Annotated in this window: 17 protein-coding genes; 9 read left to right on the forward strand and 8 right to left on the reverse strand. The window is 56.6% G+C overall.

Features of this window, described 5'->3' with window-relative positions:
• Positions 1 to 79: 79 nt before the first annotated feature.
• Positions 80 to 2,572: a leucine--tRNA ligase gene (leuS, locus tag LAO21_17095; protein ID MBZ5554437.1), complete on the reverse strand. Its 2,493-nt coding sequence runs from the start codon at positions 2,570 to 2,572 to the stop codon at positions 80 to 82.
• A gap of 34 nt (positions 2,573 to 2,606) precedes the next feature.
• A complete protein-coding gene (locus tag LAO21_17100; protein MBZ5554438.1) occupies positions 2,607 to 3,500 on the reverse strand; it encodes a deoxyribonuclease IV in 894 nt (297 codons plus the stop codon).
• Positions 3,501 to 3,683: 183 nt separating this feature from the next.
• On the opposite strand from LAO21_17100, the gene LAO21_17105 reads away from it, so the two are divergent.
• The 5 genes from LAO21_17105 (at position 3,684) to LAO21_17125 (ending at position 9,318) form a co-directional block, all read left to right on the forward strand.
• Positions 3,684 to 5,366, forward strand: coding sequence for a methylmalonyl-CoA mutase family protein (locus tag LAO21_17105; protein ID MBZ5554439.1), 1,683 nt, complete (start codon positions 3,684 to 3,686; stop codon positions 5,364 to 5,366).
• A gap of 171 nt (positions 5,367 to 5,537) precedes the next feature.
• Positions 5,538 to 6,518 carry a curli production assembly protein CsgG gene (locus tag LAO21_17110; GenBank protein MBZ5554440.1) on the forward strand — a complete coding sequence of 327 codons (981 nt, stop codon included), beginning with the start codon at positions 5,538 to 5,540 and terminating at the stop codon, positions 6,516 to 6,518.
• A 187-nt stretch (positions 6,519 to 6,705) separates the two neighbouring features.
• Positions 6,706 to 7,119 (forward strand): cobalamin B12-binding domain-containing protein, encoded by a 414-nt coding sequence (locus LAO21_17115; protein MBZ5554441.1) that lies wholly within the window; start codon positions 6,706 to 6,708, stop codon positions 7,117 to 7,119.
• Between the two features lie 298 nt (positions 7,120 to 7,417).
• Positions 7,418 to 8,773 (forward strand): hypothetical protein, encoded by a 1,356-nt coding sequence (locus LAO21_17120; GenBank protein MBZ5554442.1) that lies wholly within the window; start codon positions 7,418 to 7,420, stop codon positions 8,771 to 8,773.
• Positions 8,770 to 9,318 carry an LOG family protein gene (locus LAO21_17125; GenBank protein MBZ5554443.1) on the forward strand — a complete coding sequence of 183 codons (549 nt, stop codon included), beginning with the start codon at positions 8,770 to 8,772 and terminating at the stop codon, positions 9,316 to 9,318. Before LAO21_17120 ends, LAO21_17125 begins: the two co-directional genes overlap by 4 nt.
• A 58-nt stretch (positions 9,319 to 9,376) precedes the next feature.
• Here the strand turns inward: LAO21_17125 and LAO21_17130 are convergent, their stop codons facing one another.
• The 4 genes from LAO21_17130 to LAO21_17145 form a co-directional block, all read right to left on the reverse strand.
• Entirely contained in the window at positions 9,377 to 10,144 is a 768-nt protein-coding gene (locus LAO21_17130) for an enoyl-CoA hydratase/isomerase family protein (GenBank protein ID MBZ5554444.1), read from the reverse strand.
• A gap of 325 nt (positions 10,145 to 10,469) precedes the next feature.
• A complete protein-coding gene (locus tag LAO21_17135; protein ID MBZ5554445.1) occupies positions 10,470 to 10,835 on the reverse strand; it encodes a hypothetical protein in 366 nt (121 codons plus the stop codon).
• A gap of 40 nt (positions 10,836 to 10,875) precedes the next feature.
• Positions 10,876 to 12,234 carry a DUF1446 domain-containing protein gene (locus LAO21_17140; protein ID MBZ5554446.1) on the reverse strand — a complete coding sequence of 453 codons (1,359 nt, stop codon included), beginning with the start codon at positions 12,232 to 12,234 and terminating at the stop codon, positions 10,876 to 10,878.
• 103 nt (positions 12,235 to 12,337) lie between these two features.
• Positions 12,338 to 13,990: an acyl-CoA carboxylase subunit beta gene (locus LAO21_17145; GenBank protein ID MBZ5554447.1), complete on the reverse strand. Its 1,653-nt coding sequence runs from the start codon at positions 13,988 to 13,990 to the stop codon at positions 12,338 to 12,340.
• 266 nt (positions 13,991 to 14,256) lie between these two features.
• Between LAO21_17145 and bfr the strand changes: the two genes are divergently transcribed.
• The 4 genes from bfr to hutU all read left to right on the forward strand — a co-directional run bounded on the left by bfr (position 14,257) and on the right by hutU (position 19,294).
• The gene (bfr, locus tag LAO21_17150) at positions 14,257 to 14,727 is read left to right on the forward strand and encodes a bacterioferritin (protein ID MBZ5554448.1); all 471 of its coding nucleotides are present in this window, start codon (positions 14,257 to 14,259) and stop codon (positions 14,725 to 14,727) included.
• Positions 14,728 to 14,983: 256 nt separating this feature from the next.
• A complete protein-coding gene (locus tag LAO21_17155; protein MBZ5554449.1) occupies positions 14,984 to 15,391 on the forward strand; it encodes an acyl-CoA thioesterase in 408 nt (135 codons plus the stop codon).
• Between the two features lie 259 nt (positions 15,392 to 15,650).
• Complete coding sequence (gene hutH, locus LAO21_17160) at positions 15,651 to 17,192, forward strand: histidine ammonia-lyase (protein ID MBZ5554450.1); 1,542 nt, start codon at positions 15,651 to 15,653, stop codon at positions 17,190 to 17,192.
• A gap of 401 nt (positions 17,193 to 17,593) precedes the next feature.
• Entirely contained in the window at positions 17,594 to 19,294 is a 1,701-nt protein-coding gene (gene hutU / locus LAO21_17165; protein MBZ5554451.1) for a urocanate hydratase, read from the forward strand.
• A 187-nt stretch (positions 19,295 to 19,481) separates the two neighbouring features.
• On the opposite strand, the gene LAO21_17170 is transcribed toward hutU, so the two are convergent.
• On the reverse strand, positions 19,482 to 20,900 hold the full coding sequence (locus LAO21_17170) for an insulinase family protein (GenBank protein ID MBZ5554452.1): 1,419 nt from the start codon (positions 20,898 to 20,900) through the stop codon (positions 19,482 to 19,484).
• A 51-nt stretch (positions 20,901 to 20,951) separates the two neighbouring features.
• Positions 20,952 to 22,286 (reverse strand): insulinase family protein, encoded by a 1,335-nt coding sequence (locus tag LAO21_17175; GenBank protein ID MBZ5554453.1) that lies wholly within the window; start codon positions 22,284 to 22,286, stop codon positions 20,952 to 20,954.
• Between the last annotated feature and the right edge of the window lie 178 nt (positions 22,287 to 22,464).

Genomic DNA, 22,464 nt, shown 5'->3' on the forward strand with positions numbered 1-22,464 from the left:
GCTCCCCGCGTTGCACCCTTCAAGATCAACCCCAGCGCCCGGTTCTCCCTGGGGACCATAGGGAGGCTGGAGCGTCGGTTCATTTCACGACGATATTGACGAGACGTTTGGGCACCACAATGAACTTCACGACGCTCTTGTCCCCCACCCAGGACTTCACCTTGGTGTCCCCGAGCGCGCGCTCCCTCATCTCTTCTTCCGAGACGTCAGCCGACACCCGGATGCGGCCCCGCAGCTTTCCATTGATTTGGATGGGAATTTCAATCTCCTCCTCGGCGGCCAGCGATTCAATGTACTCGGGCCAGGCCTCTCGGGTCAGCCGCCCGGAGTGTCCGCTCAATTCCCACATCTCTTCAGCGATGTGCGGGGCAAACACGGAGATCATCCGGATGAGCGTCTCACAACTCTCTTTGAGAATGGCCCGGCTTCCCGGATTCTCAAGCTCCTGGGCATCCAGGTCCGACATTTCATTGTAGAGCTCCATCATTGCCGCGATGGACACATTGAAGTGGAGGCGCTGTTCCAGATCGTCGGTCACGCGCTTAATCGTCTGATGCATCTTTCGGCGCAGCGATTTCGCGGAAGACGTGAGCGGGTCCTCTCCGGGGGGCCCAGGAAATTCCTTCATCCAGCCCATATTCTGTGTTACCAGGCGGAAGACTTTCTGCAGGAATTTGAACATCCCGGCCACGGCCTCGTCCTCCCAATCCAGTTCCTTTTCAGGGGGGGCTTTGAAGAGGATGAACATGCGGGCTGTATCGGCGCCAAAGTCTGAGACGATATCGTCGGGGTCGACGATGTTCCCCTTCGACTTGGACATGACGGCCCCGTCCTTCAAGACCATGCCCAGATGAAACAGATTCGCGATGGGTTCATCCAACCCCACCACATTCAGATCGCGCATCATTTTCGTCCAGAAACGCGAATAAATCAGGTGCAGGATGGCATGTTCAATGCCGCCGATATAGAGATCGATGGGAAACCAGTAATCGATCGACTTCGTCTCGAAGGGCCGGCCCGAGTTGCGGGGGTCACAATACCGGAAGAAATACCACGACGAATCAATAAACGTATCCATCGTGTCGCTGTCGCGCCGTGCCGCGCCGGCACACCGGGGGCATTTGACGTTGATAAACTCCGTGACGGTGGCCAGAGGCGACCCTCCGGTTCCGGTAAACCTCTCCACTTTGGGGAGGACCACCGGCAGATCCTTCTCAGACACAGGGACGACCCCGCAGCGCTCGCAGTGGATCATCGGGATCGGGGTCCCCCAATAACGTTGTCGAGAAATACCCCAGTCCTTGATGCGGAACTGGACGGCTGATTTTCCGAATCCCCCGCGCTCGGCCTTGGCCGTCATCGTCGCGCGCGCGGCAGACGAGGCCTGTCCGGAAAACTCACCCGATTCCACAACGATGCCGTCTTCAACGAACGCCTCACGCATCCCCTCCAAGGTCAGGGAGCGTTCCCGGTCTTGGATGACCAGCCGAAGAGGAAGATTGTATTTCAAGGCAAACTCAAAATCGCGCTGATCATGGGCCGGGACCGACATCACCGCTCCCGTGCCATACTCCATGACCACGAAATTTCCGATCCAGATGGGCATTCGCTCCCCGGAGAAGGGATTAAGAGCATACCGGCCCGTGAAGACGCCCTCCTTTTCCTGCTGTGCTGACGCCCGCTCGGTTTTGTCTTCCTGCCTGGTTTTCTCGCGGAACTCCGTCACCGGTCTCTCCTGGGGCTGGCCGGAGACAAGTTCATTGACCATTGGGTGTTCGGGGGCCAGCACCATGTAAGTCGCCCCAAAAATCGTATCGATTCTCGTAGTAAACACGGAAATCCGATGGGAGCTGTTCTCCACAGGAAAATCGATGTTCGCACCCTCGGACTTGCCGATCCAATTTCTTTGCATCAACAGGGTGCGGTCGGGAAAACCGGTCAATTTATCGAGGTACGCATTCAGCTCGTCGGCGTAATCGGTAATCTTCAGGAACCATTGCTCGAGGTCGCGGGATTCGACCAGCGTGTCCTCATGGCGCCAACACCAGCCGCCCACCACCTGTTCGTTCGCCAGGGTGGTTTCGCACTTCGGACACCAGTTCAAGGTGCTCTTCCTCCGGTAGGCCAATCCCCGTTCGAACATCTTGATAAAAAACCATTGATTCCAGCGGTAATAGTCCACATCGCAGGTCGCAAATTCACGCGACCAGTCCAGGCTGAAGCCCAGCTTCAGCAGCTGCCGCTTCATGTTGGCAATGCACTGGCGCGTCCAAACCTCCGGATGCGTGTTGTGTTTAATGGCGGCATTTTCCGCGGGCAGACCAAAAGCATCCCAGCCCACGGGATGAAGCACATTGAATCCACGCATCCGCCGGTATCGAGCGACGGCGTCCACGAGCGCGTAATTGCGCACATGCCCCATGTGGATATTTCCGGAGGGATACACAAACATTTCGAGGGTATAGAACTTCGGCTTTGTGGATTTCGGGTCGACCTCAAAATCACGACCTTCAATCCAGGCCTTCTGCCATTTGGGTTCAATTTGATGAGGATCGTATCTAATCTCAGCCATGAGACCTGTCTTTAGAAAATCGTATTCTTCTGAATCATCCAGCTCCTAGGGGGCGAACTCTACGGGCGCCCGCCCTGGGCCCCGCCATCATGCTCCGCATGACCGCCAGATTGCGGAGATCATCCCCCGGCTTGTCGATCGGTGTTTCGAGAATGAAGGGAAGGTGCCGAAACGCCGGATGATGGACCAGGCGTTTGAACGCTTCCCGCCCGATCTTCCCACGTCCAATATGCTCGTGCCGGTCAACCCGTCCACCCAGGGGTACTTTGGAATCGTTGGTGTGGATGACCTTGATCCCCTCCAGGCCCACCGTTTTCTCCAGGTACCTGACTGTTTCTTCCAGTCCTTTTTTGCCTGCAATATCATAACCGGCCGCAAACGTATGCTGCGTGTCGAGGCAGCAGCCCATTCGGAGATTCTTCCCCCGCGCAGCCCGGACAATGTCAGCCACCTCAGCAAAATCCGAACCCAGGGCTGAACCCATTCCTGCTGTGTTCTCCACCAGGATGGTCACGCGATCCAGCCGCAGTCCCTTCGCCGCTTCCTCCAACCCGGCGACGGTCCTCTCGATTCCCTTCTCACGTCCTAATGACCGGGGATTGCCCGGATGAAAAACCACGTAGTCGGCGCCGAGCATGACCGCACGCGTGAGTTCGTCGCGAAAAACATGGACCGATTTTTTCCAGATCTCTTCGTTCTCCGCCGCGAGATTGACCAGGTAGCAATCATGGATGACGACGGGATACAGCTTCGTCTGCACCCGCTCGTCGACAAAGGCCCTGGCTTCGGGCTCTGCCAAGGCGGGAGCAGACCAGCCCCTCGGGTTGCGTGAAAACATCTGGAAACAATCGCAACCCAGCTCTTCCGCGCTGAGGACCGCATTCCTGAGAGACCCGCTGATCGATGTATGAATGCCCAATATGCCCATATTTAAAGCGCAGAATAAGCGGTTGAGTGTAACAAAGGGGTGGGGGGGCGTCAAGATAACGGCCCAACTTGTCGGCGGAAAGGTTGATTTTTTGGCTTCCATCGAATAGTATTACAAAAGGATCGAAGTCTGCATCCACCAATGAGCAGATACCACGCGGGTGAAGGGATAGTTCCCAAGGTTATGAGTAAGCCCCCTGAGACGGCCTCTTCCACGACCGAAGAAGCCAGGAAGCGTTGGGAAGAGACGACGCTGAAGAATTCACTCCAGAGGCTCCCCGAAGAGAATGGCCCATACACGACGGTGTCCATGCGACCGGTGGAGCGGCTCTACACGCCAGCCGAGCTTCCTGATTTTGATTTCGAGCGGGACCTCAGCTTCCCGGGCGAGCCGCCCTTTACGCGGGGCATTCATGCCACGGGATACAGGGGAAAGCCCTGGACGATGCGGCAGTTTGCGGGATTCGGTACTCCCGAGCAAACCAACGAACGCTTTAAGTATCTTCTGGCCCACGGGCAGACCGGCCTGTCGGTGGCCTTCGACCTGCCGACGCTGATGGGCTACGATGCCGACCATCCGGTCAGCACGGGGGAAGTCGGCAAGTGCGGCGTCTCCATCTCGTCTCTGGCGGACATGGAAACCCTTTTTGCAGGGATTCCCCTCGCCGAGGTCACCACCTCGATGACCATCAACGCGCCGGCCCACGTCATCTTCGCGATGTATCTTGCGGTCGCCCGGAAGCAGGGCGCGGACTGGAAGCTGATCTCCGGCACCATTCAAAACGATATTCTCAAGGAATACATCGCCCAGAAGGAATGGATTTATCCCCCGCGACCTTCCATGCGCCTCATCACGGATGGTTTCCTGTTTTGTGCGAAGGATGTGCCTCGATGGAACTCCATCTCCATCTCCGGCTATCATATCCGGGAAGCGGGAGCAACCGCGGCCCAGGAGCTGGCATTCACCTTGCGGGACGGCATTGAATACGTTCAGGCGGGGATAGACGCCGGCATGGATGTCGACGAATTTGCCCCCCGTCTTTCTTTCTTCTTTAATGCCCACAACGACTTCTTTGAAGAAATCGCGAAGTACCGCGCGGCCCGCAAGGTGTGGTACCACACGATGAAGGAGCGGTTCGGAGCGAAAGATCCGCGGTCGTTGCTCCTGCGGACTCATGCCCAGACCGCCGGCGTGAGCCTGACGGCACAACAGCCTTACAATAATGTGGTTCGAGTGGCGATCCAGGCATTGGCGGCCGTTCTGGGCGGAACCCAATCCTTGCACACCAACTCCCTCGATGAGACCCTGGCCCTCCCTTCTGAACAGGCGGTCACCATCGCGCTTCGCACCCAACAGATCATCGCCCATGAGTCGGGGGTGGCCAACACGATCGATCCCCTGGGCGGCTCCTACTATATAGAACGGCTGACGCTCGACCTGGAAAAAGAATGCCAGGATTACTTTGAGAAGATCGATGCCATGGGGGGGATGATCGCCGCGATTGAACTCGGCTTCCCGCAGCGTGAAATCCAGGAAAGCGCCTACCAGTTCCAGAAGGCGGTCGAGCGCAAAGAAAAAATCATCGTGGGGGTAAATGATTTCTTTGCCGAGAACGACCCGCCCATTGATGTCCTGTACATCGATCATACCGTGGGGGACCGCCAGAGGGAAAAACTGGATCAATTGCGCAAAAACCGCGATAATGCGGCGGTCTCAAGGGCTCTTCATTCGTTGCATCAAGCTGCTGAGGGCGACAGCAATCTAATGCCCCATCTCATCGAATGTGTCGAGGCCTACGCCACGGTGGGTGAGATTTGCGATGAGATGAAATTGGTTTTTGGCGTCTATGCGGAGCCGGTGTTTTAGAGGAAAAGAGTTTCATGGACGGATTTCCTCTGATTGGTCTGGCAGGAAGGGCTTTTTAGGGTAGCGACGGTAGCTTGAGAAGGTTTGTTCGTTCCAAGAACCGGGGTGTTCTTCCGGGAGATCCCGGGTTACACATCAAAATTCAAGGATTCGGGAGGGGGCTCGACCATGATTAGAAGATGGGGATTGACTTTCTTTCTTCTGATGTTTTTTGCATCGATCGCAACCAGTCTTGGGGCGCCTGCGGACGCCGTGACCAAGCGCCGTGTTGCGATCATGAATTTCGACTTTGGAACGGTTCAACGCTGGTGGTCTGGCGATTGGGATGTCGGCAAGGGCATTTCAGATATGCTGGTCACCAAGCTGGTCAAGGACGGAACCTATTCTGTTGTCGAGCGGAAGATGCTTGATCAGATCCTGGCAGAACAGAACTTTTCGAACAGTGACCGCGCCAATCCGATGACGGCTGCCAAGATCGGGAAGATTCTGGGGGTCAATGCGATTATTGTCGGCAGCATCACCCAGTTCGGGTTTGACGACAAGAACTTTAAGGTGGGGGGCGGTGGTGGCAGCTGGGGCGGATTCGGCCTCGGGGGGATCGGCAAGAAGAGCATGAAGGCCATGGTGGCCATTGACGCCCGAATGGTAGACACCACTACCGCCGAAATCCTCGGCGTCGCCCAAGGGAAGGGCGAATCCAAGCGGGGTGGTTTCTCGGTGGGAGGCGCCGGCGGCGGTGGAGGCGGCTGGGGCGCGGGCGGCCTGGACATGGGCAGCAGCAATTTCCAGGAAAGTATCCTGGGTGAAGCGACGCGCGCGGCCGTGGACCAGGTGGCGGGAGAGATCATCAGCAATGCTGAAAAGATTGTGGCGACCAAGATTGAAATCAATGGCATCGTGGCCGATGTGGATGGACAGAACGCTATTTTGAACGTCGGCAAAGATCAGGGGGTCAAAATGGGGGACACGTACAAGCTCGAACGTGTCACTCGCACGGTCAAGGACCCGGCCACCGGCAAGGTTCTGAAACAGGTCACCAGCCTGATCGGAACCATCAAGATCATTGAAGTGGACGCCAGCTCGGCCACCGGAGTCGTGACCGGAGGCCCCGCCAAGGTTGGCGACGTCGTGAAGAGCGTCACTTCCAATTGACATTGGACACAAGCAGTTCTCTGGGCTGCAGCCGGAGTCGCGGTCTGCCCGGGGGAACTGCTTTGGTGGCCAAGGAGATCCCCGAAGGTTGGACAGGTCGCCTGACAGGTCCAACCTTTTCTCTTGTTTCGACACAGATCCGCCGTGCTGACGTGATAAGTTTCCACGAACATTGACGAGGGCAATCATGGTAGTGAAGGATCGCAAGATTCGCGTCCTGATCGCAAAACCCGGACTCGATGGCCACGACCGGGGTGCAAAGATTGTGGCCCGGGCATTGCGAGACGCCGGGATGGAAGTCATCTATACCGGCCTCCGTCAGACGCCCGAGCAGATCGTCAATGCGGCCCTCCAGGAAGATGTGGATGCCATCGGGCTGTCCATTCTGTCCGGTGCGCACAATACGATTGTGCCTCGGGTCATGGAACTGTTGAAGGCCAACAAGCTCGACGATGTCCTCGTGGTGTTGGGGGGAATAATTCCGGAACAGGATGTGGGGGAAATGAAGTCGCTGGGAGTCGCGGCTGTCTTCTTTCCGGGCACTTCCACCGAAGAGACGATTAAGTTCATCCAGGAGAACGTCAAAGCCCGGCAACTGTAGATTTCTCACTGACACTGCCGTCAGCAATGGAATCTCATGAGGAGATGCTGGACCCCTCGCGGTAGGGGCGCATAGCTATACGCCTCTACTTTGAATCGTACGAGCGTTTGTATGGCACGGCGGTCGGGCGCCTCGACGACGTCGGTTCGGGGGCCCTTGATGTTTCTTCCCAATCCCGTTCGATTTGCCCCGACGGTGGATTGCGGGATCCTCAGAAAAAGGTGTGGGCCTTGCCCGCACGAAATCATCCCGGGGCTGGGTCAAGGCGAAGCCAATTTGTTACAATCCTGAGGTGATTTTGATCCCGAAAAAGGTCCTCCGGTCGCTCTTTCTTGTCGCCGTTCTCTTCTTTGCCGTCAGTCCCGCCTTTCTATCCTTCGCCCAGGAAAGCACCCTCGGTTCAAAAGAAAAATCCGAAGTCCTCGCCCAGGCAGACTCTATTTTGGATGAACTCCGGACGATGCGAGGACAATCCCCTCCACGGCCCGTCCACAAAGAGTTCAAATCGAAGGAGCAATTGCGCGACCTGTTGGTTCGGTACAGTCAGGAGGAAAAGAACCAGAAGGCCCTCGAAGCGGAACGGAAAACGATGTTGAAGTTCGGGCTCCTCCCCCCGGGTTTCCCTTACGTCAAATTCGCACTCGACCTGCTGACGGAGCAGGTCGCCGGATTCTACGACTTCCGAAGCCACGAGTTGAATCTGCTCGATAGTACCCCGATGGATCTGCAAGTCCCCGTGCTCGCCCACGAACTGACCCACGCGCTTCAGGATCAAAGCTTCAATTTGAAAAAATTCAGCGAGCCCGTCCCGGAAAACGATGATCTGACCGAGGCTCATCAAGCCCTGGTGGAGGGGGAGGCGACCGCGATGATGCTCGACTTCCTTCTGAAGCCCATGGGGAGAAGCCTGAACACGCTGGGATTCGATTTCCGGGAGATGATCGATCAAACCATTCAGATGTCCACCGCCAACACAAAGGTATTTCAAAAGGCGCCCCGCGCTCTTCAGACCACCCTGACCTCACCCTATCTTTACGGGACGAGTTTCTTTCAGTACTTCCGCCGCCATAACGACTGGTCACGAGCCGGGGCATTTTATCGAGATCCACCCTCCTCGATGGAACAGGTGATGCACCCCGAGAAATACTTCGACCGGCGGGACGATCCCATCCTGGTGACTTTCCCGACTCCCAAATCGGAGTTTCTCAAACACTGGAAGCTCGTGGATTCCAACGTTCTGGGAGAACTGGGCATGTTGATCGTCCTCCAACAGTTCCTGAACGATGACAACGCCCGCATTGCCAGTGAAGGGTGGGGCGGGGACCGATATCAGGTTTATGAGGATGAAGCGGGCCGACTCCTCCTGCTGCTTTTTACAACTTGGGACACCCAGGAGGACACCATTCAGTTCTTCAACAGTTATCGAGTCCTGATGGACCAAAAGTACAAACGGCTCAAGGTGGTGGCGGCCGAAGAGCGCAAGCTCTTTCGATGGGATTCGGAGGCCGAGCAGGTGGGACTGGAGATCCGTGACCATGATGTCATCGTGATCGAAGGAGCGCCCGCCTCCGAGTTTGAATCTCTGCGAACGTTTCTGTGGCAATCCAAACGCACTCGAACCGAGTCACCGCAAGTTGTCGACAACTCCCGATGACCTCAGACCCAAGAAGGAAGATTGTCACGGTATTCGGCAGCCGGTATCCCCGATCCGAAGACCCGGAGTACGATGCTGCCCGCCGCCTCGGAAGGCTCCTCGCTGAACAGGGCTACACGATCTGCACCGGAGGATATACCGGCATCATGGAAGCCTCTTCCAGGGGGGCGCGCGAGGCACAAGGACATACCATCGGAGTCACGGTGGAATCCTTCCGTGGGGCGGTGAATTCGTTCGTGGTGGAGGAAATTCGAACCAAAAACTTGTTTTCCCGGCTCGAAAAACTCATGGCCCTGGGTCAGGCCTACGTGGTGTTTCGTGGGGGGATGGGCACCCTCGCCGAGCTCAGCCTCGCCTGGAATCTGGTCCAGATGGGTCAAATTCCCTCATCTCGCCCCATCTTTCTGGTCGGGACATTCTGGAACCGCTTTCTCGAGGAGTGGAAGCGCTCCACCGACACCGCGCCTCAGGACTATGCCTTGTTGACCGTGGTCACAAGGCCTGAGGAGATTGCTGCGGTGCTGGGGATGCAGAAGAGCGTTTGAACAACTCGATCCGTCTGTCGGTGGGCTGTCCGGTCGGTTCACGAAAACCCATCGCTCCTTACTCGTTCTTCTTCAGAAAACCAGCAACCCCCTTCCTGCAATCTTCAGTCATCCGTGCCAGGGTATTCACATCGACCCCGACCCGCAGGGCTTGTTCCCAGGGCATCCCGTCCGTGGAATAGAGAAGCGACTTCGTCAGCGCCACGGCAGAGGCGCTGAGGCGGGTCAAGGTGGATAGATACTCCCCTGCTTCCCTCTCCAATCTGTCGTCATCGAATACCTTGTTGATCAAGCCGATGCGTTCTGCCTCAACGGCGGTGATGGGTTCAGCAAGCACCAGCAACTCAAATGCCCGCTTCTCGCCCAGGGCACGGCGAGCGAGGGCGGAAACAATGGCGGGAACGAACCCGACTTTGGTTTCCGTGTAAGCAAACTGGGCACTCCTTGCCGCCAGGATAAGGTCGCATGCAGTGGCCAGGCCACAGCCCCCGGCAAGCGCCCTGCCCTGAACCACCGCCACAATGGGTTTGGGTATTTTTCGCATGAGAACGATCAGCTCCATCAGCGATTGGGCATCCTCGATGTTCTCCATTACGTCGAGCTGCTGAATCTTCTGGAGGACGCTTAAGTCCATGCCGGCACAAAAATCCCTCCCTGCCCCACTCAACCCGATGGCCTTCACAACCTTATTTGACCCGGCATCGCGGAAGGACTTTTTCAACTCTTCGATGAGTTCGAAATCGAGTGCGTTCCGTTTCTCCGGTCGATTCAGGGTAATGCACGCAATGGAATTCTCAATTTTAAAAATCAGCTTGTTAGAACTCACGGTGGTAGACCCTCGGTTTTGACGTGCATTCAATGGTAGAACAACTCAGATCGCTTCAAAGTGGACCATTGGCTTACCAGGAGAACTTCAGAAACCCCCGATTGACCTGGATTCCGAAGTTACCCTGCGCCCTTATGTCTTATTCGTTCGTCCGGCGAGCAATGGAAACAAATTTGCCATCGAACGAATAAGCCATGTCGCCCGCCGAGGCAGGCTAGTGGGTTGAAGGAGTGCGCGGTTCCTGGGGCTCACGCCCCAGGCTATTCACCGCCGGCGGACCGCTGCGCGGCTTGAGTATGGAATCAAATTCGAACCCAGGAATTAATCATCCTCTCCTGCGTCCTTTGATCCCTACGCGTTTCTCACGGAAGAGTCCCCGAGGAACCTCAATCTCCATCCGAAGCAACGCGGTGGAATAGGTCTTTCCCTGCGCGTCTGTTTTGAGTGAAACCGTACCCCCGCCGCCCAGGGATTCGTGGAGCAGAAAGTTCAGAGCCCCGAGATTGGGAATCTCAAACCGCTCCACCGCGCCTTTGCAGATCCCCCGAAAGTGTTTCTTGACGCGGGCTGCGGTGACCTCCTTAACGAGGACGGGATAGTATTCAGGCTCGAGCGCGATGAGTCCAACATTGGCGGTATCGCCCTTATCCCCCGAACGTGCGTGGGCCAAGCGGAGCAATTGAACTTTCATGGAATCCTTTGTGGCGCGACCCGGCTGACCGCGTGACCCATCACAGCACCTCAACCGCCGGAACCAATTCCGTTTTCGGGATCAAGCCCGGCCAGTAGGCGATGATCTCTTCGACCTTGGGACGGCCCCCGGCGAATCCGGTCACCGTGGGCGGCCCATTCAGCACAAGCGGAACGATCTCCCGGGTAAAGCGTTCGACATCGTCTTTGTCTTGCGAACGCACCCCGATGCGAAACTGGACTTCCGCGATATCACGAGGAGGCTCGCCCGAGAGAGGGCCATGACATGCATCGACTCCGACAAACTCGGTGAGAACCTCTTCAAACTTCAGTCCCATCGATTTCAGCCGCCTCCGGACAACCCCGTCGGCCACTTTCGCCTTTTGGTAGGCCTCCGGCCAGGCATAGACCAGCGTGCCCACGGCTTTCCACCCTGATGAATAGCTGATTGACACCTTATAAAACGGGGTGGCCGGCCGACCCCGGATTCCCGAGAACCGGACGCGATCCTTGCCCTCCGGCTGCAACTGAATCGTCGTGAAATCCGCGATACAGTCGGGAGTAATATAGGAACAGGGGTCCCCCATTTCATATACCAATTGCTCCTTCACCGTCCGCACATCGACGCGACCCCCGGTTCCCTTGTGTTTTGTGATGACAAAGGTCCCGTCTTGCTGGGCCTCAATAATGGGGTATCCGATTTTCGCGAGATCAGGGACTTTCTTCCAATCGACGAGGGAGTTGCCACCCGTCGCTTGTGCGCCGCATTCCACGGTGTGTCCGGCAACCGTTCCCGCAGCAAGGCGATCCCAATCCTGCTCTCCCCACCCGAATTCAAAGGCCATGGGCCCCAGCGAGAGGCCGGTGTCGGTGCATCGGCCTGTCACAATCACATTGGCTCCCTTTTTCAACGCCTCCACAATCGGCCACGCCCCGAAATACACGTTCGCGCTCTGAACCTTCTCCCGGATGGCATGCAACGGCTCTCCTGTCTCCATGTTCTCAAGGTTCACCCCCCGCGAAAGGAAATCATCTAACCTGCCGGAGATGTCATCGCCCGCGACGATTCCCACTTTGATCCTGGAGGACAGGCCGAGCTTCCCGGCAACGCCGCGAACCGCTTCCGCACACGCATGGGGGTTCACCCCGCCGGCATTCGCGATGATCCGGATATTCTTTTCGACGCACCGGGGCAGAATGCCCTCCACAAGCGGGATGAAGTCTTTCGCATAACCCTGCCTGGGATCACGGGATTTCTGTTTCTGCAGGATCGACATCGTGATCTCCGCCAGGTAATCCAGGGCCAGATAGTCCAGGGGTCCCCCTTCCACCAAACGGACGGGTGCCTCCGGCCAATCGCCCCAAAACCCCTGTCCACATCCAATTCGAATGTTTTTCAAATTGTCACCCACTGGAATGCACCGCAAAGGCGCGGAGGACGCAGATGAACATCTATCTCAGCGTACTTGGCGTTCTCCGCGGTGAGTGCATTCTTGATTTCTCTCAAAGCACAAACTGCCCGAGATGTGGTCCCGGATTGTTGAGCGCCGTGCGAAGGGCCAGTTCAAGCGCCTCGCGGGTCTCTTCGGGCGCGATGATGGCGTCGACGAAGCCGCGGGCGGCTGCAAACTTTGCGTCCAACTGATGCTCATAATCTCTGCGGACTTTGTCGATCCGGTCTTCCAAAGCCGCTTCGGGTTTCTTCCCTTCCCGTTCAAGTTTTTCGAGTTCCGTTCCGAAGACCGCCTGGACGGCGCTGTCGCCTTCCATGACCGCCATCCGGCCTGTCGGCCAGGAAAAGATAAAATCCGGATCAAAGCCCTGTCCGGCCATGGCGTAATACCCCGCGCCGGAAGCGTGATTGACGGTGAGAACCAGCTTGGGGACGCCGGCGCAGCTCATCGCTTCCACAAAGCGGGCTCCGGCGCGGATGATTCCGGACTGCTCCGCATCGGTTCCCACCATGAAGCCGGCCACATCTTGAACAAACAGGATCGGGGTTCCCTGCCGGGCGCAGGTCTCAATGAAGTAGGCGACCTTTTCAGCGCTTTCCGTGTAGATGATCCCCCCAAAGCGTGTCGGTCCTCCGCTCGTACTGGGCTTCACGATGCCGCGATAGTTGGCGATGATTCCGATCGGGAGGCCGCAAATCCGTGCATGCCCGCAGATCATCTCGCGCGCATAGTCGGCCTGAAACTCGTCAAAGGAATCGGCATCGAGAATACAGGCCAATAAGGCCCGTGTGTCGTACTGCTGACGATGGTCCGCCGGCAGAATATCGTACAGGTCGGTCAACGGGCGATTGGAGGTCGCCTTGCCCTCCTGACCGGAGAGACTCGTTTCGTTTGGAGCAGCTCGCATGGCCGCTGATCTCGGAAGTTCAGCGATCCAATGCCTCAATTTCTTCAGGCAATCCTCGTCGTCCTTGGCGCGATAGTGGGCAACGCCCGAAATCGCATTGTGGGTCCAGGCGCCTCCGAGGGTTTCACCGTCCACGGTTTGACCAGTCGCCCCTTTGACCAGATTCGGGCCTCCCAGGCCCATGAAAGACGTGCCCTCCGTCATGATCATCACATCGGAGAGGGCGGGCAAATACGCTCCTCCCGCGACGCACTGACCCATGACTGCGGCCAGCTGCGGGACCTTCAGGTACCGGCGCATGATGGAGTTATAATAAAAAATTCTTCCGGCGCCATACTGCCCGGGAAAGACCCCTCCCTGGTAAGGGAGATTCACTCCCGCCGAGTCGACCAGGTAAAGGATGGGCACCCGGCATCGCATGGCGATTTCCTGGGCCCGCAAGATTTTCTTAATGGTTTCCGGCCACCAGGATCCCGCCTTCACGGTCGCATCGTTGGCAACGACGACACACTCTCGCCCCTCAATGATCCCAAAACCAGTAACTACGCCGGCCCCGGGCGCCTGGCCTCCATACTGGTCATAGGCGACCAGTGAACCCACCTCTTGAAAGTATCTGCCGGCATCAAACAACCGATCCACACGCTCGCGCGCCGTTAGTTTTCCCTGTTTGTGCTGCTTTTCAATCCGTTCATCGCCCCCGCCCTTCCTTACCTTTTCCTCAAGGGCGCGCCATTCACGGACGAGTTTCTCCAGGTACGGTCTCCCTGAAATGACTGGGGACCCTTCTTTACGCATGGGATTTTTAACTTTGAATTTTGAGGATGTGGTCATCTTCCGCTGAGATTACCGGATTAGAGTTCGCACCGCACCAACAATAGCATAGCCGTCCAAATGGAGTAAAGGCGGCCTCTGGGTCCAAATTCTTCTATCGAGATCGGGAATTCGTCTTATAATCTGCACCGACTACCTCGGACGATGGCAGTGGTTAAGGGAATTAGAACCGGGCAGTAATCTGTCCGGGGAACCCTGAGGCGTCCGGCATTCCATTTTGAGGAGGAACCATGAAGGGCAATCCGAAGATTCTCAAGTTACTGAATGAAGTCCTGAAAGCCGAACTCACCGCCATCAACCAATACTTTGTCCATGCCAAGATGTGTGAGAACTGGGGGTACATGAGACTGCAGGAAATCATCATGAAGGAATCCATCGATGAAATGAAGCATGCGGATCGCCTGGTGGAGCGGATCCTGTTTCTCGAAGGCTCCCCCAATATGACGGACTATTTCAAGATTAACATCGGGCCCGACGTCAAGACCCAGCTCGAGAACGACCTGGCCCTGGAGCACGCTGCCATCCCGCGCCTGAATGCGGGAATCACAACCTGCCTCGAAGAGGGGGACGGGGGCTCACGCGAACTGCTTGAACATATCCTCGTGGATGAGGAGGAACACACGGACTGGCTGGAGGCACAGCTTTTCATGATCAAAGAGATTGGGTATGAGAATTATTTGGCGGAGCAGATGAAGAAATGAGTTTTCAGTTGTCAGTTCTCAGTTGCCAGTTCTCAGTGCTTCATCCTCAATATTCAGTTGTCAGTCAGCAGAGATGTCTTCTTCAAAAGCACAGTATGGCCTGTTTTGATGAGAAGGCGCATTTCTGAACGGAATCCATTTCCTTTGTTCGTCTCCTCTAACGAAGAATAGACCGATGGCAACTGGGAACCAGCAACCTTTCTGGTAACTGGCAACTTCCCTGACAACTGAGAACTGACAACTGAGAACTTTCTTCATGTCCAAGCAAATCGTTGAAACCACCCTCCGCGTCCGCTACGCCGAAACCGACCAGATGGGGATCGCTTACTATGCCAACTACCTGGCATGGTTTGAAGTCGGCCGGGCCGAATGGTGCCGGGCCACGGGGTTCACTTACCATGAATTGGAACAGCGGGAAGGCATCTACCTGATGGTGGCCGACGCCCATTGCCGTTACAAGGCCCCTGCCCGCTACGACGACGTCCTGGTTATCAAAACGAAGGTCAATTCATTTAAGAAGCGGCTGATTGTGTTCGAGTACGAGATCCTGAACCACGCTTCCGGACAGCTTCTGGCGACGGGGGAAACTACGCACACCATAACCGACGCCGAAGGTCGCTTGCGTTCGCTTCCTGAAAAATATTCGAGATACTTTGTAGCTTAGACAGGGTTCCGTAGCAGCACCCCGATTCATCGAGGTGTCGTGGACGATTTTGAGGCCTGCTGAAACCGATTCATCGGTTTTTGGAAGTGTTGATGGAAACCGTTAAAACGGTTGATTCCCTTCTTGAATCCAATATTCACCCCGATAAATCGGGGTGCTGAAATTAATTCGACCCGATCACGGTTAATCGCTCTTCCGGGGGGAGGAAGCCCACAAACTTATCCTCGGTGACCTTATTAGCGCGGGTCCCACAACTCAAATGAAGACCATCCACCTCACCGGCAACGATCTCACGCTGGAACAATTCCATCTTGTCACCCAGCATCCGAAATCTGTGCAAGTCGCGCTGGCCCCCCGTGCCCGCCTGGCGGTCAACCGCGCCCGCCAGTTGATTGAGAAGATCCTCAAACAAGGCAACGCGGTCTACGGGGTCAACACCGGTTTTGGCAAACTCAGTGAGAAGAGGATCCCGGATGCGCAAATACGCGAGCTCCAGCTGAACCTGGTTCGATCCCACGCATGTGGCGTCGGTGAACCCCTCACTGAACCGGAAACACGCGCGATGCTCCTGTTGAGGGCCAATGTGCTCGCCAAAGGTTTTTCCGGGGTCCGGCCCGTGGTGATTGACACCTTGTGTGCCATGCTGAACCGTGGTGTGTACCCGGTCATCCCCTCCAAGGGTTCGGTGGGGGCCAGCGGCGATCTGGCGCCCCTGGCTCACCTGGCCCTCGTTCTCATCGCCGAAGGAGAAGCAATCTTCAGAGGACGGAGAGGGCATGGCAGCGGTGCTCTGAAGAGAGCCGGCATCAAACCGCTGCGACTGGAAGCCAAGGAGGGATTGGCCCTGCTGAACGGGACCCAGGCGATGCTGGGAATCGCTTTGTTATCGCTGGCCCGGGCCCGCAACCTCGCGGATGCCGCCGATGTCGTGGGCGCCCTGACGCTGGATGCCCTCCAAGGAACGCCCGCGGCGTTCGATGAGAAGATCCACAAGGCCCGCCCCCAGGTGGGACAGTCGATTTCAGCTTTGAATCTGAGAAGGCTCAATGCCGGCAGTGCAATCCGGGAATCGCATCGGGACTCCATGACCGATCCACGCGTCCAGGATGCTTACAGCCTTCGTTGTATGCCTCAAGTCCACGGCGCCGTCCGGGACACCATCGAACATGCCGCCCGGATCTTTGAGATCGAGATGAACAGTGCGACCGACAATCCCCTGGTCTTCCCGGCGACGGGCGAAGTAATTTCAGGAGGAAATTTTCACGGCCAACCCCTCGCCCTGGCGCTCGATTTCATCGCCATTGCAATCACAGGCCTGGCATCGATTTCGGAGCGCCGCATCGAACGATTGATCAATCCCGAGTTTGGCGATCTGCCTGCCTTTCTGGCCCACAACCCGGGACTCAATTCGGGCTTCATGATCGCCCAGGTGACGGCGGCAGCCCTGGCATCGGAGAACAAGGTGCTGGCGCATCCTGCGTCGGTCGATTCCATCCCCACCTCCGGCAATAAAGAGGACCATGTGTCGATGGGGATGGGCGCCGCCCTCAAGTTGAAACAGGTGCTGACGAACTGTGAGACGATCCTGGGGATTGAGCTGTTGTGCGCCGCCCAGGGGCTCGATTTTCTCACGCCGGCCAAGACCGGACGTCTGGCGGATAGAGCCTACCGAACGCTGCGACGGAAGGTCCCCTCTCTCGTGAACGACCGCGATATGCATCATGACATCGAGGCGGCAACGAAGCTGATCAGCGATGGAGTCATTGCGTCATCGATCACGAGGGCTGGGGGAATAATCTGACAGAAAAACAAGTCGAACCTGAATAAAACAGAGGCTTGCAGCTGCGCTGCCCGCCTCATCGACCGTATGAGAACTGCAACTCTACCTCTCACTGTGTTTGATCGTCGTTGCCAATCGAATCGTCCCACTATAGAGGGGCTGACGTTTTGAGACGCAGGTTAGTACGGGGCACGGGCACGTCAATCGCCCTGAGTTAAATCATCCTCCCCGCAAGTCCTTCCCGAATATTTGCTTCACCTCCCGCCGGATGCTAAACTGCCCCGGAGGGTTGAGGTTCTTAACCTCCGAGCATGTTTTGAACAGCGTTGAAGTCCTCAAGGGATTGGTTTCAATCATCAGCAGGACTGGCCCCGAGGGGTAACTGACACAGCCCATGGCGCGGGCCGCCGACAGGAGAGATTATGGTCAAAGGAATTGACACCCCCCCCCTCATTGAGAAGGCTGATGCTGCCTACGTACCCGTCCGGGCGCCTCGTGGCCGTTCACTTACCTGTAAAGGATGGGGCCAGGAAGCAGCCATGCGCATGCTCATGAACAACCTGGATGAGGAGGTCGGGGAAAATCCGAAGGATCTAATCATCTACGGAGGCACTGGGAAAGCAGCCCGCAACTGGGACGCCTATCACGCTATCATCCGTTCCCTGCAAGGGCTTGGAAATGACGAGACGCTTCTTGTCCAAAGCGGAAAGCCGGTGGGGATCTTTCGTACGCACGAATATGCCCCGCGGGTACTTATCGCCAATGCCAATCTGGTCGGGAATTGGGCCAACTGGGACTATTTTCATCACCTCGAAAAGCTGGGCCTCATCATGTACGGCCAGATGACCGCCGGCAGCTGGATTTACATTGGCAGCCAGGGAATTATTCAAGGAACTTTTGAGACCTTTGCGGCCGCAGGCAAGAAGTATTTTGGAAACCATCTGAGGGGACGGTTGATTGTCAGCGGCGGCATGGGGGGAATGGGCGGGGCCCAGCCTCTGGCCGCGACCATGAACGGCGCGGTCTTTCTCGGAATCGATGTCGACCCCGCTCGCATCGATCGGAGGGTCCGCCAGAAATATTGTGATCGCATGACGACTTCACTCGAAACGGCCCTCTGCTGGGTGAGCGCGGCCAAAAAGGCACGCGAAGCTCTTTCGGTCGGTTTGGTCGGGAACTGCGCTGAGGTGATTCCCGAGCTGGCGCGTCGGGGTGTGGTCCCTGACATCCTCACCGATCAAACCTCCGCGCATGATCCCTTGAACGGCTACGTCGCCAGTGGCCTGAGCCTCGAGAAAGTCCTCGAAATGCGACAGAACGATCCGGAGGGCTATGTCCGCCGGTCGCTGGATTCCATCGGGAGGCATGTCGAAGGGATGCTGGCCCTTCAGAAGATGGGAGCCGTTACTTTTGACTACGGGAACAATATCCGGGCTTTTGCCCAACAGGCGGGTGTCCAGAATGCCTTTGATTTTCCCGGCTTCGTACCCGCTTACATCCGCCCGCTCTTTTGTGAAGGCCGGGGGCCTTTCCGATGGGTTGCCCTGTCGGGCGACCCCAAAGACATTCATGAGACGGACCGGCTGGTCCTGGAGTTGTTTCCGGAGGATGAGGTATTACACCGGTGGATTCCCATGGCACAGGAGCGGATTCCCTTTCAGGGACTTCCGGCCCGCATCTGCTGGCTCGGGTATGGCGAAAGGGCCCTCTTCGGCGAGCGCATCAATGACCTGGTGGCACGGGGAAAGATCTCCGCGCCGATCGTCATCGGCCGCGACCACCTCGACTGTGGCAGTGTGGCTTCTCCATACCGGGAGACAGAGGGGATGAAGGATGGCAGTGATGCCATCGCCGACTGGCCGATCCTCAATGCCCTGCTCAACACCGCCAGCGGCGCCAGTTGGGTTTCATTTCATCATGGCGGGGGGGTTGGAATCGGCTACTCACTGCATGCCGGCCAGGTGACTGTCGCCGACGGCAGCCCGGAGATGGCCCTGCGCATCAACCGGGTCCTCACCAACGATCCGGGTATTGGTGTCGCCCGGCACGTCGATGCAGGATATGAAGAGGCCAATGAGACCGCCCGCCTCAAAGGCATCAGGATCCCGATGCGGGATGAATGAAAAGCGGGGCAGGCATCCCCGCCCGCCGTTAACATCCGGGCATCCGAAAATTTATTTCGCCTTCACATCACGCGCCAGTTTCTTAGCAAACAGCTCGATCACTCAAACCTTTCCGATCAACAAAAGAACACATTCAGGCAGGCGGGGACGCCTGCCCCACAGGAGGGTGGGTACGTCTTCCCTTCATTCAAAACCCCGGGTCGGTGATGGATTTCTTTTTCACATCGTTCGCCAGCTTTTTGGCGACCGGGTCGATGACCGAAGCCTTTCCGATCAACACAAAGTCCAGATTATTTACCGGAAAATACGTTTCAATGATTCGCCTGGCGTCGGCCAGCGTCATGGCATCAATCTTCTCAAAGTAGGAATTGATGTACTCCGGCCCCAAACCGTAGAACTCCAGCTCCGCGATAAGACCCGCCAGTTGATCATTGGTCTCAATCGTCGGCCCGAACTGGCCTTTGATGTAATTCTTGGCGGATTGAAGTTGTTCCTGGCTGATTCCCTTCTCGTGAAATGCCTTCAAAGTGTCCAAAGTCATGTTCAGTGCGCGCTCCGTGCTCTCGTTCGGAGTGAAAGAAGAGATCACGAAGGACCCGGGCGTGCGGCGGGAACCGAAGAAACTGTTGGCGCCATACGTCAGTCCGGACTGGATTCGTAACGCGGTATTGATCAGCGAGGTAAAGCGCCCTCCAAACAATGTGTTCACGACCTGCACGGGGATCCAATCCGGGTTCGTTCGTGCAAGCCCCACGGTCCCCAGCCGGAAGAAAGTCTGGGTGGAGTCGGGTTTGTCGACCACCAGCACATGTCTCCCCTGAACGGTTGAAGCCTCCTTTACGACAGGGGTTGTAACCTTCCGCGACTTCCAGGAATTGAACTTCTCCCTCAATCCCGCCTCCAACTCTGATGCCGAAAAATCACCAGCGACGGCAAGGATCATTTCGTTGGGAACAAAATGAGCTTTGTAGAAATTCACGATCTCATCCCGGGTTATCCTCGGTAAGCTCGTCTCGGTGCCGCCCAGAGGGCGCCCGTACGGATGGTTTCCAAAAAGTAAGCCGTCGAAATAATACTGAATCACCCGTTGAGGAACGGCTTTGTCTTCCTTGATGCTGTCGATCTCCTGCTTGATCATTTTATCGACTTCGTCAGGCGGGAATGAGGGGTGCAGAAGCATATCCGAGAGGAGATCGGCCGCAAGGTTCAAATCCTTTTTCAAAAACTCCGCGGATCCCATTGAATACTCCTGAGCCGATCTTGAATTGAAGTTGGCCCCCACGAAGTCCAAGGCCTCCGAGATCTGGTCTGCAGTTCGCGTTGCCGTGCCTTTGCGAAGCAGCTGGGAGGTCAAAGAAGCCAATCCTTCATGGCCTTCCGGATCTCCCATGGAACCTCCCGACTTCAAAACCCAGCGAAAACTGACCAGGGGCAGCTGGTGCCGTTCCAGAAGGAGGAGCGTCATGCCATTTTCGAACTTGACCATCCTGTATTTGGGAAGTTCGACTCTCCCGGTGCTTTCCGCCGCAGGGGATAGGGCGGGCACGAAGAGAATCAACGTCCACAGCACTACCAGTTTGGGGATCCATCCCAATGATTTTTTCATGAGTTCCTCGTCAGAGCCTGCACGCAGGGATCTTCCCAGCGTCAAGCCCCCCTATTTTCCCCTTCCAGGGGCAGGGTCCGGTACCAGGATCGCGACGGTTCGATTTCGGGCGGGGAAGTATTTCTGAGCAACCCGCTGGAGATCCTCGCGTGTGACCTGATTGATCAAATCGACTTCCTTAAACAATTTGTGATAGTCCCCAAAAACCACATCATAGACCCCGAGAACATTGGCCTTTCCATTGATGGTTTTCATCGACCTGTAGAAGTCCGCTACCGCGGTGTTCTTGGCCTTCTGGAGTTCTTTCTCGCTTACCAGGCTCTTCTGCGTCTTCTCCAACTCCTCATACAAGATCTTTTCGACTCGCTCCACCTCGACTCCGCTGCGCGGTTGGACGTCAACCTCAAAGATGTACGGATCGATATGCTCGGATTGGCCGCCTTCCACGGAAACAGCAACTTGTTCCTTATCGACCAGGCGCTGATAAAGACGCGAGCTCTCACCTCGCAACAGGATGTAATCCAGCACGCTGAGTGGGATGAAATCCGAGTCGACCGCTGCGGGAGCGTGATAAGCCACTTGCAGCAACGGGAGTTGGGCGAACTTATGCACGAAGACGCGGCGCTCGCCCTGTTGCTCCGGCTCCCGGGTCGTCACCGGGCGAGGCGGCTCCTGGGCCGGGATCGGCTCCAGGTATTGTTGCGCCAGTTCGATGACTTTTTCAGTTTGAATGTCCCCGACAATGACCATCTCGCAGTTGTTGGGGGCATAATAGGTTTTGAAGTAATTGATCAAATCCTCTCTCTTCCAGTTTTCAATATCGACCATCCAACCCAGCACCGGCCAGTGGTAAGGATGAGCGGTGAAGGCGGCCGCCATCAACTGCTCCCGCAGGAGGTCTTCGTTATTATTCTCCACGCTGAGACGCCGCTCATTCGCCACCACCCCCCGCTCGGACTCCACCATCTTCGGATCAAACGACAGTGCGCTGGTTCGATCGGCCTCCAGGTCGAAGATGAGCGGCAGGGAGGCAGTCGGAAACCAGTCCTGATAGACCGTCAAATCCTCACTCGTGTAGGCATTGTTCGAGCCTCCGTTGTCTTCCATGATCCGGTCGAACATCCCCGGACCATACTTCTTGGCGCCATTGAACATCATATGTTCAAAGAAATGGGAAAGACCGGTGATGCCGGTATGCTCGTTGCGGGATCCAACCCGATGGAAGAAATACAATGCCACATTGGGGATGGAATGGTCCTCCAGAATCAGGATCTTCATTCCGTTCTTGAGTTGGTGGGTCTTGATGTCGAATTGTTGGGAGTAGCCGACATTGCCCAGAAATAGAAGAACCGCTGTTATCCATATCCAACCAGTGTATCGCTTCAGTCTCATCTCCTCACCTCTTCGGGATCCGGGTCGGGCCATTTTGCGTCTCGGGCAGAGACGGGAAGGTGCCGAACTGTAGGTTTTGCGGTGGAGAATCAATCAGTTACGACCTCACCACATTATCCACGCTGCCAACAAGGCCTGCAACGAATTGGCTCGGGCCGGCAGAGTGGTACCA

This window comes from Terriglobia bacterium (genome assembly GCA_020073085.1).
GTDB lineage: Bacteria > Acidobacteriota > Terriglobia > JAIQFV01 > JAIQFV01 > JAIQFV01.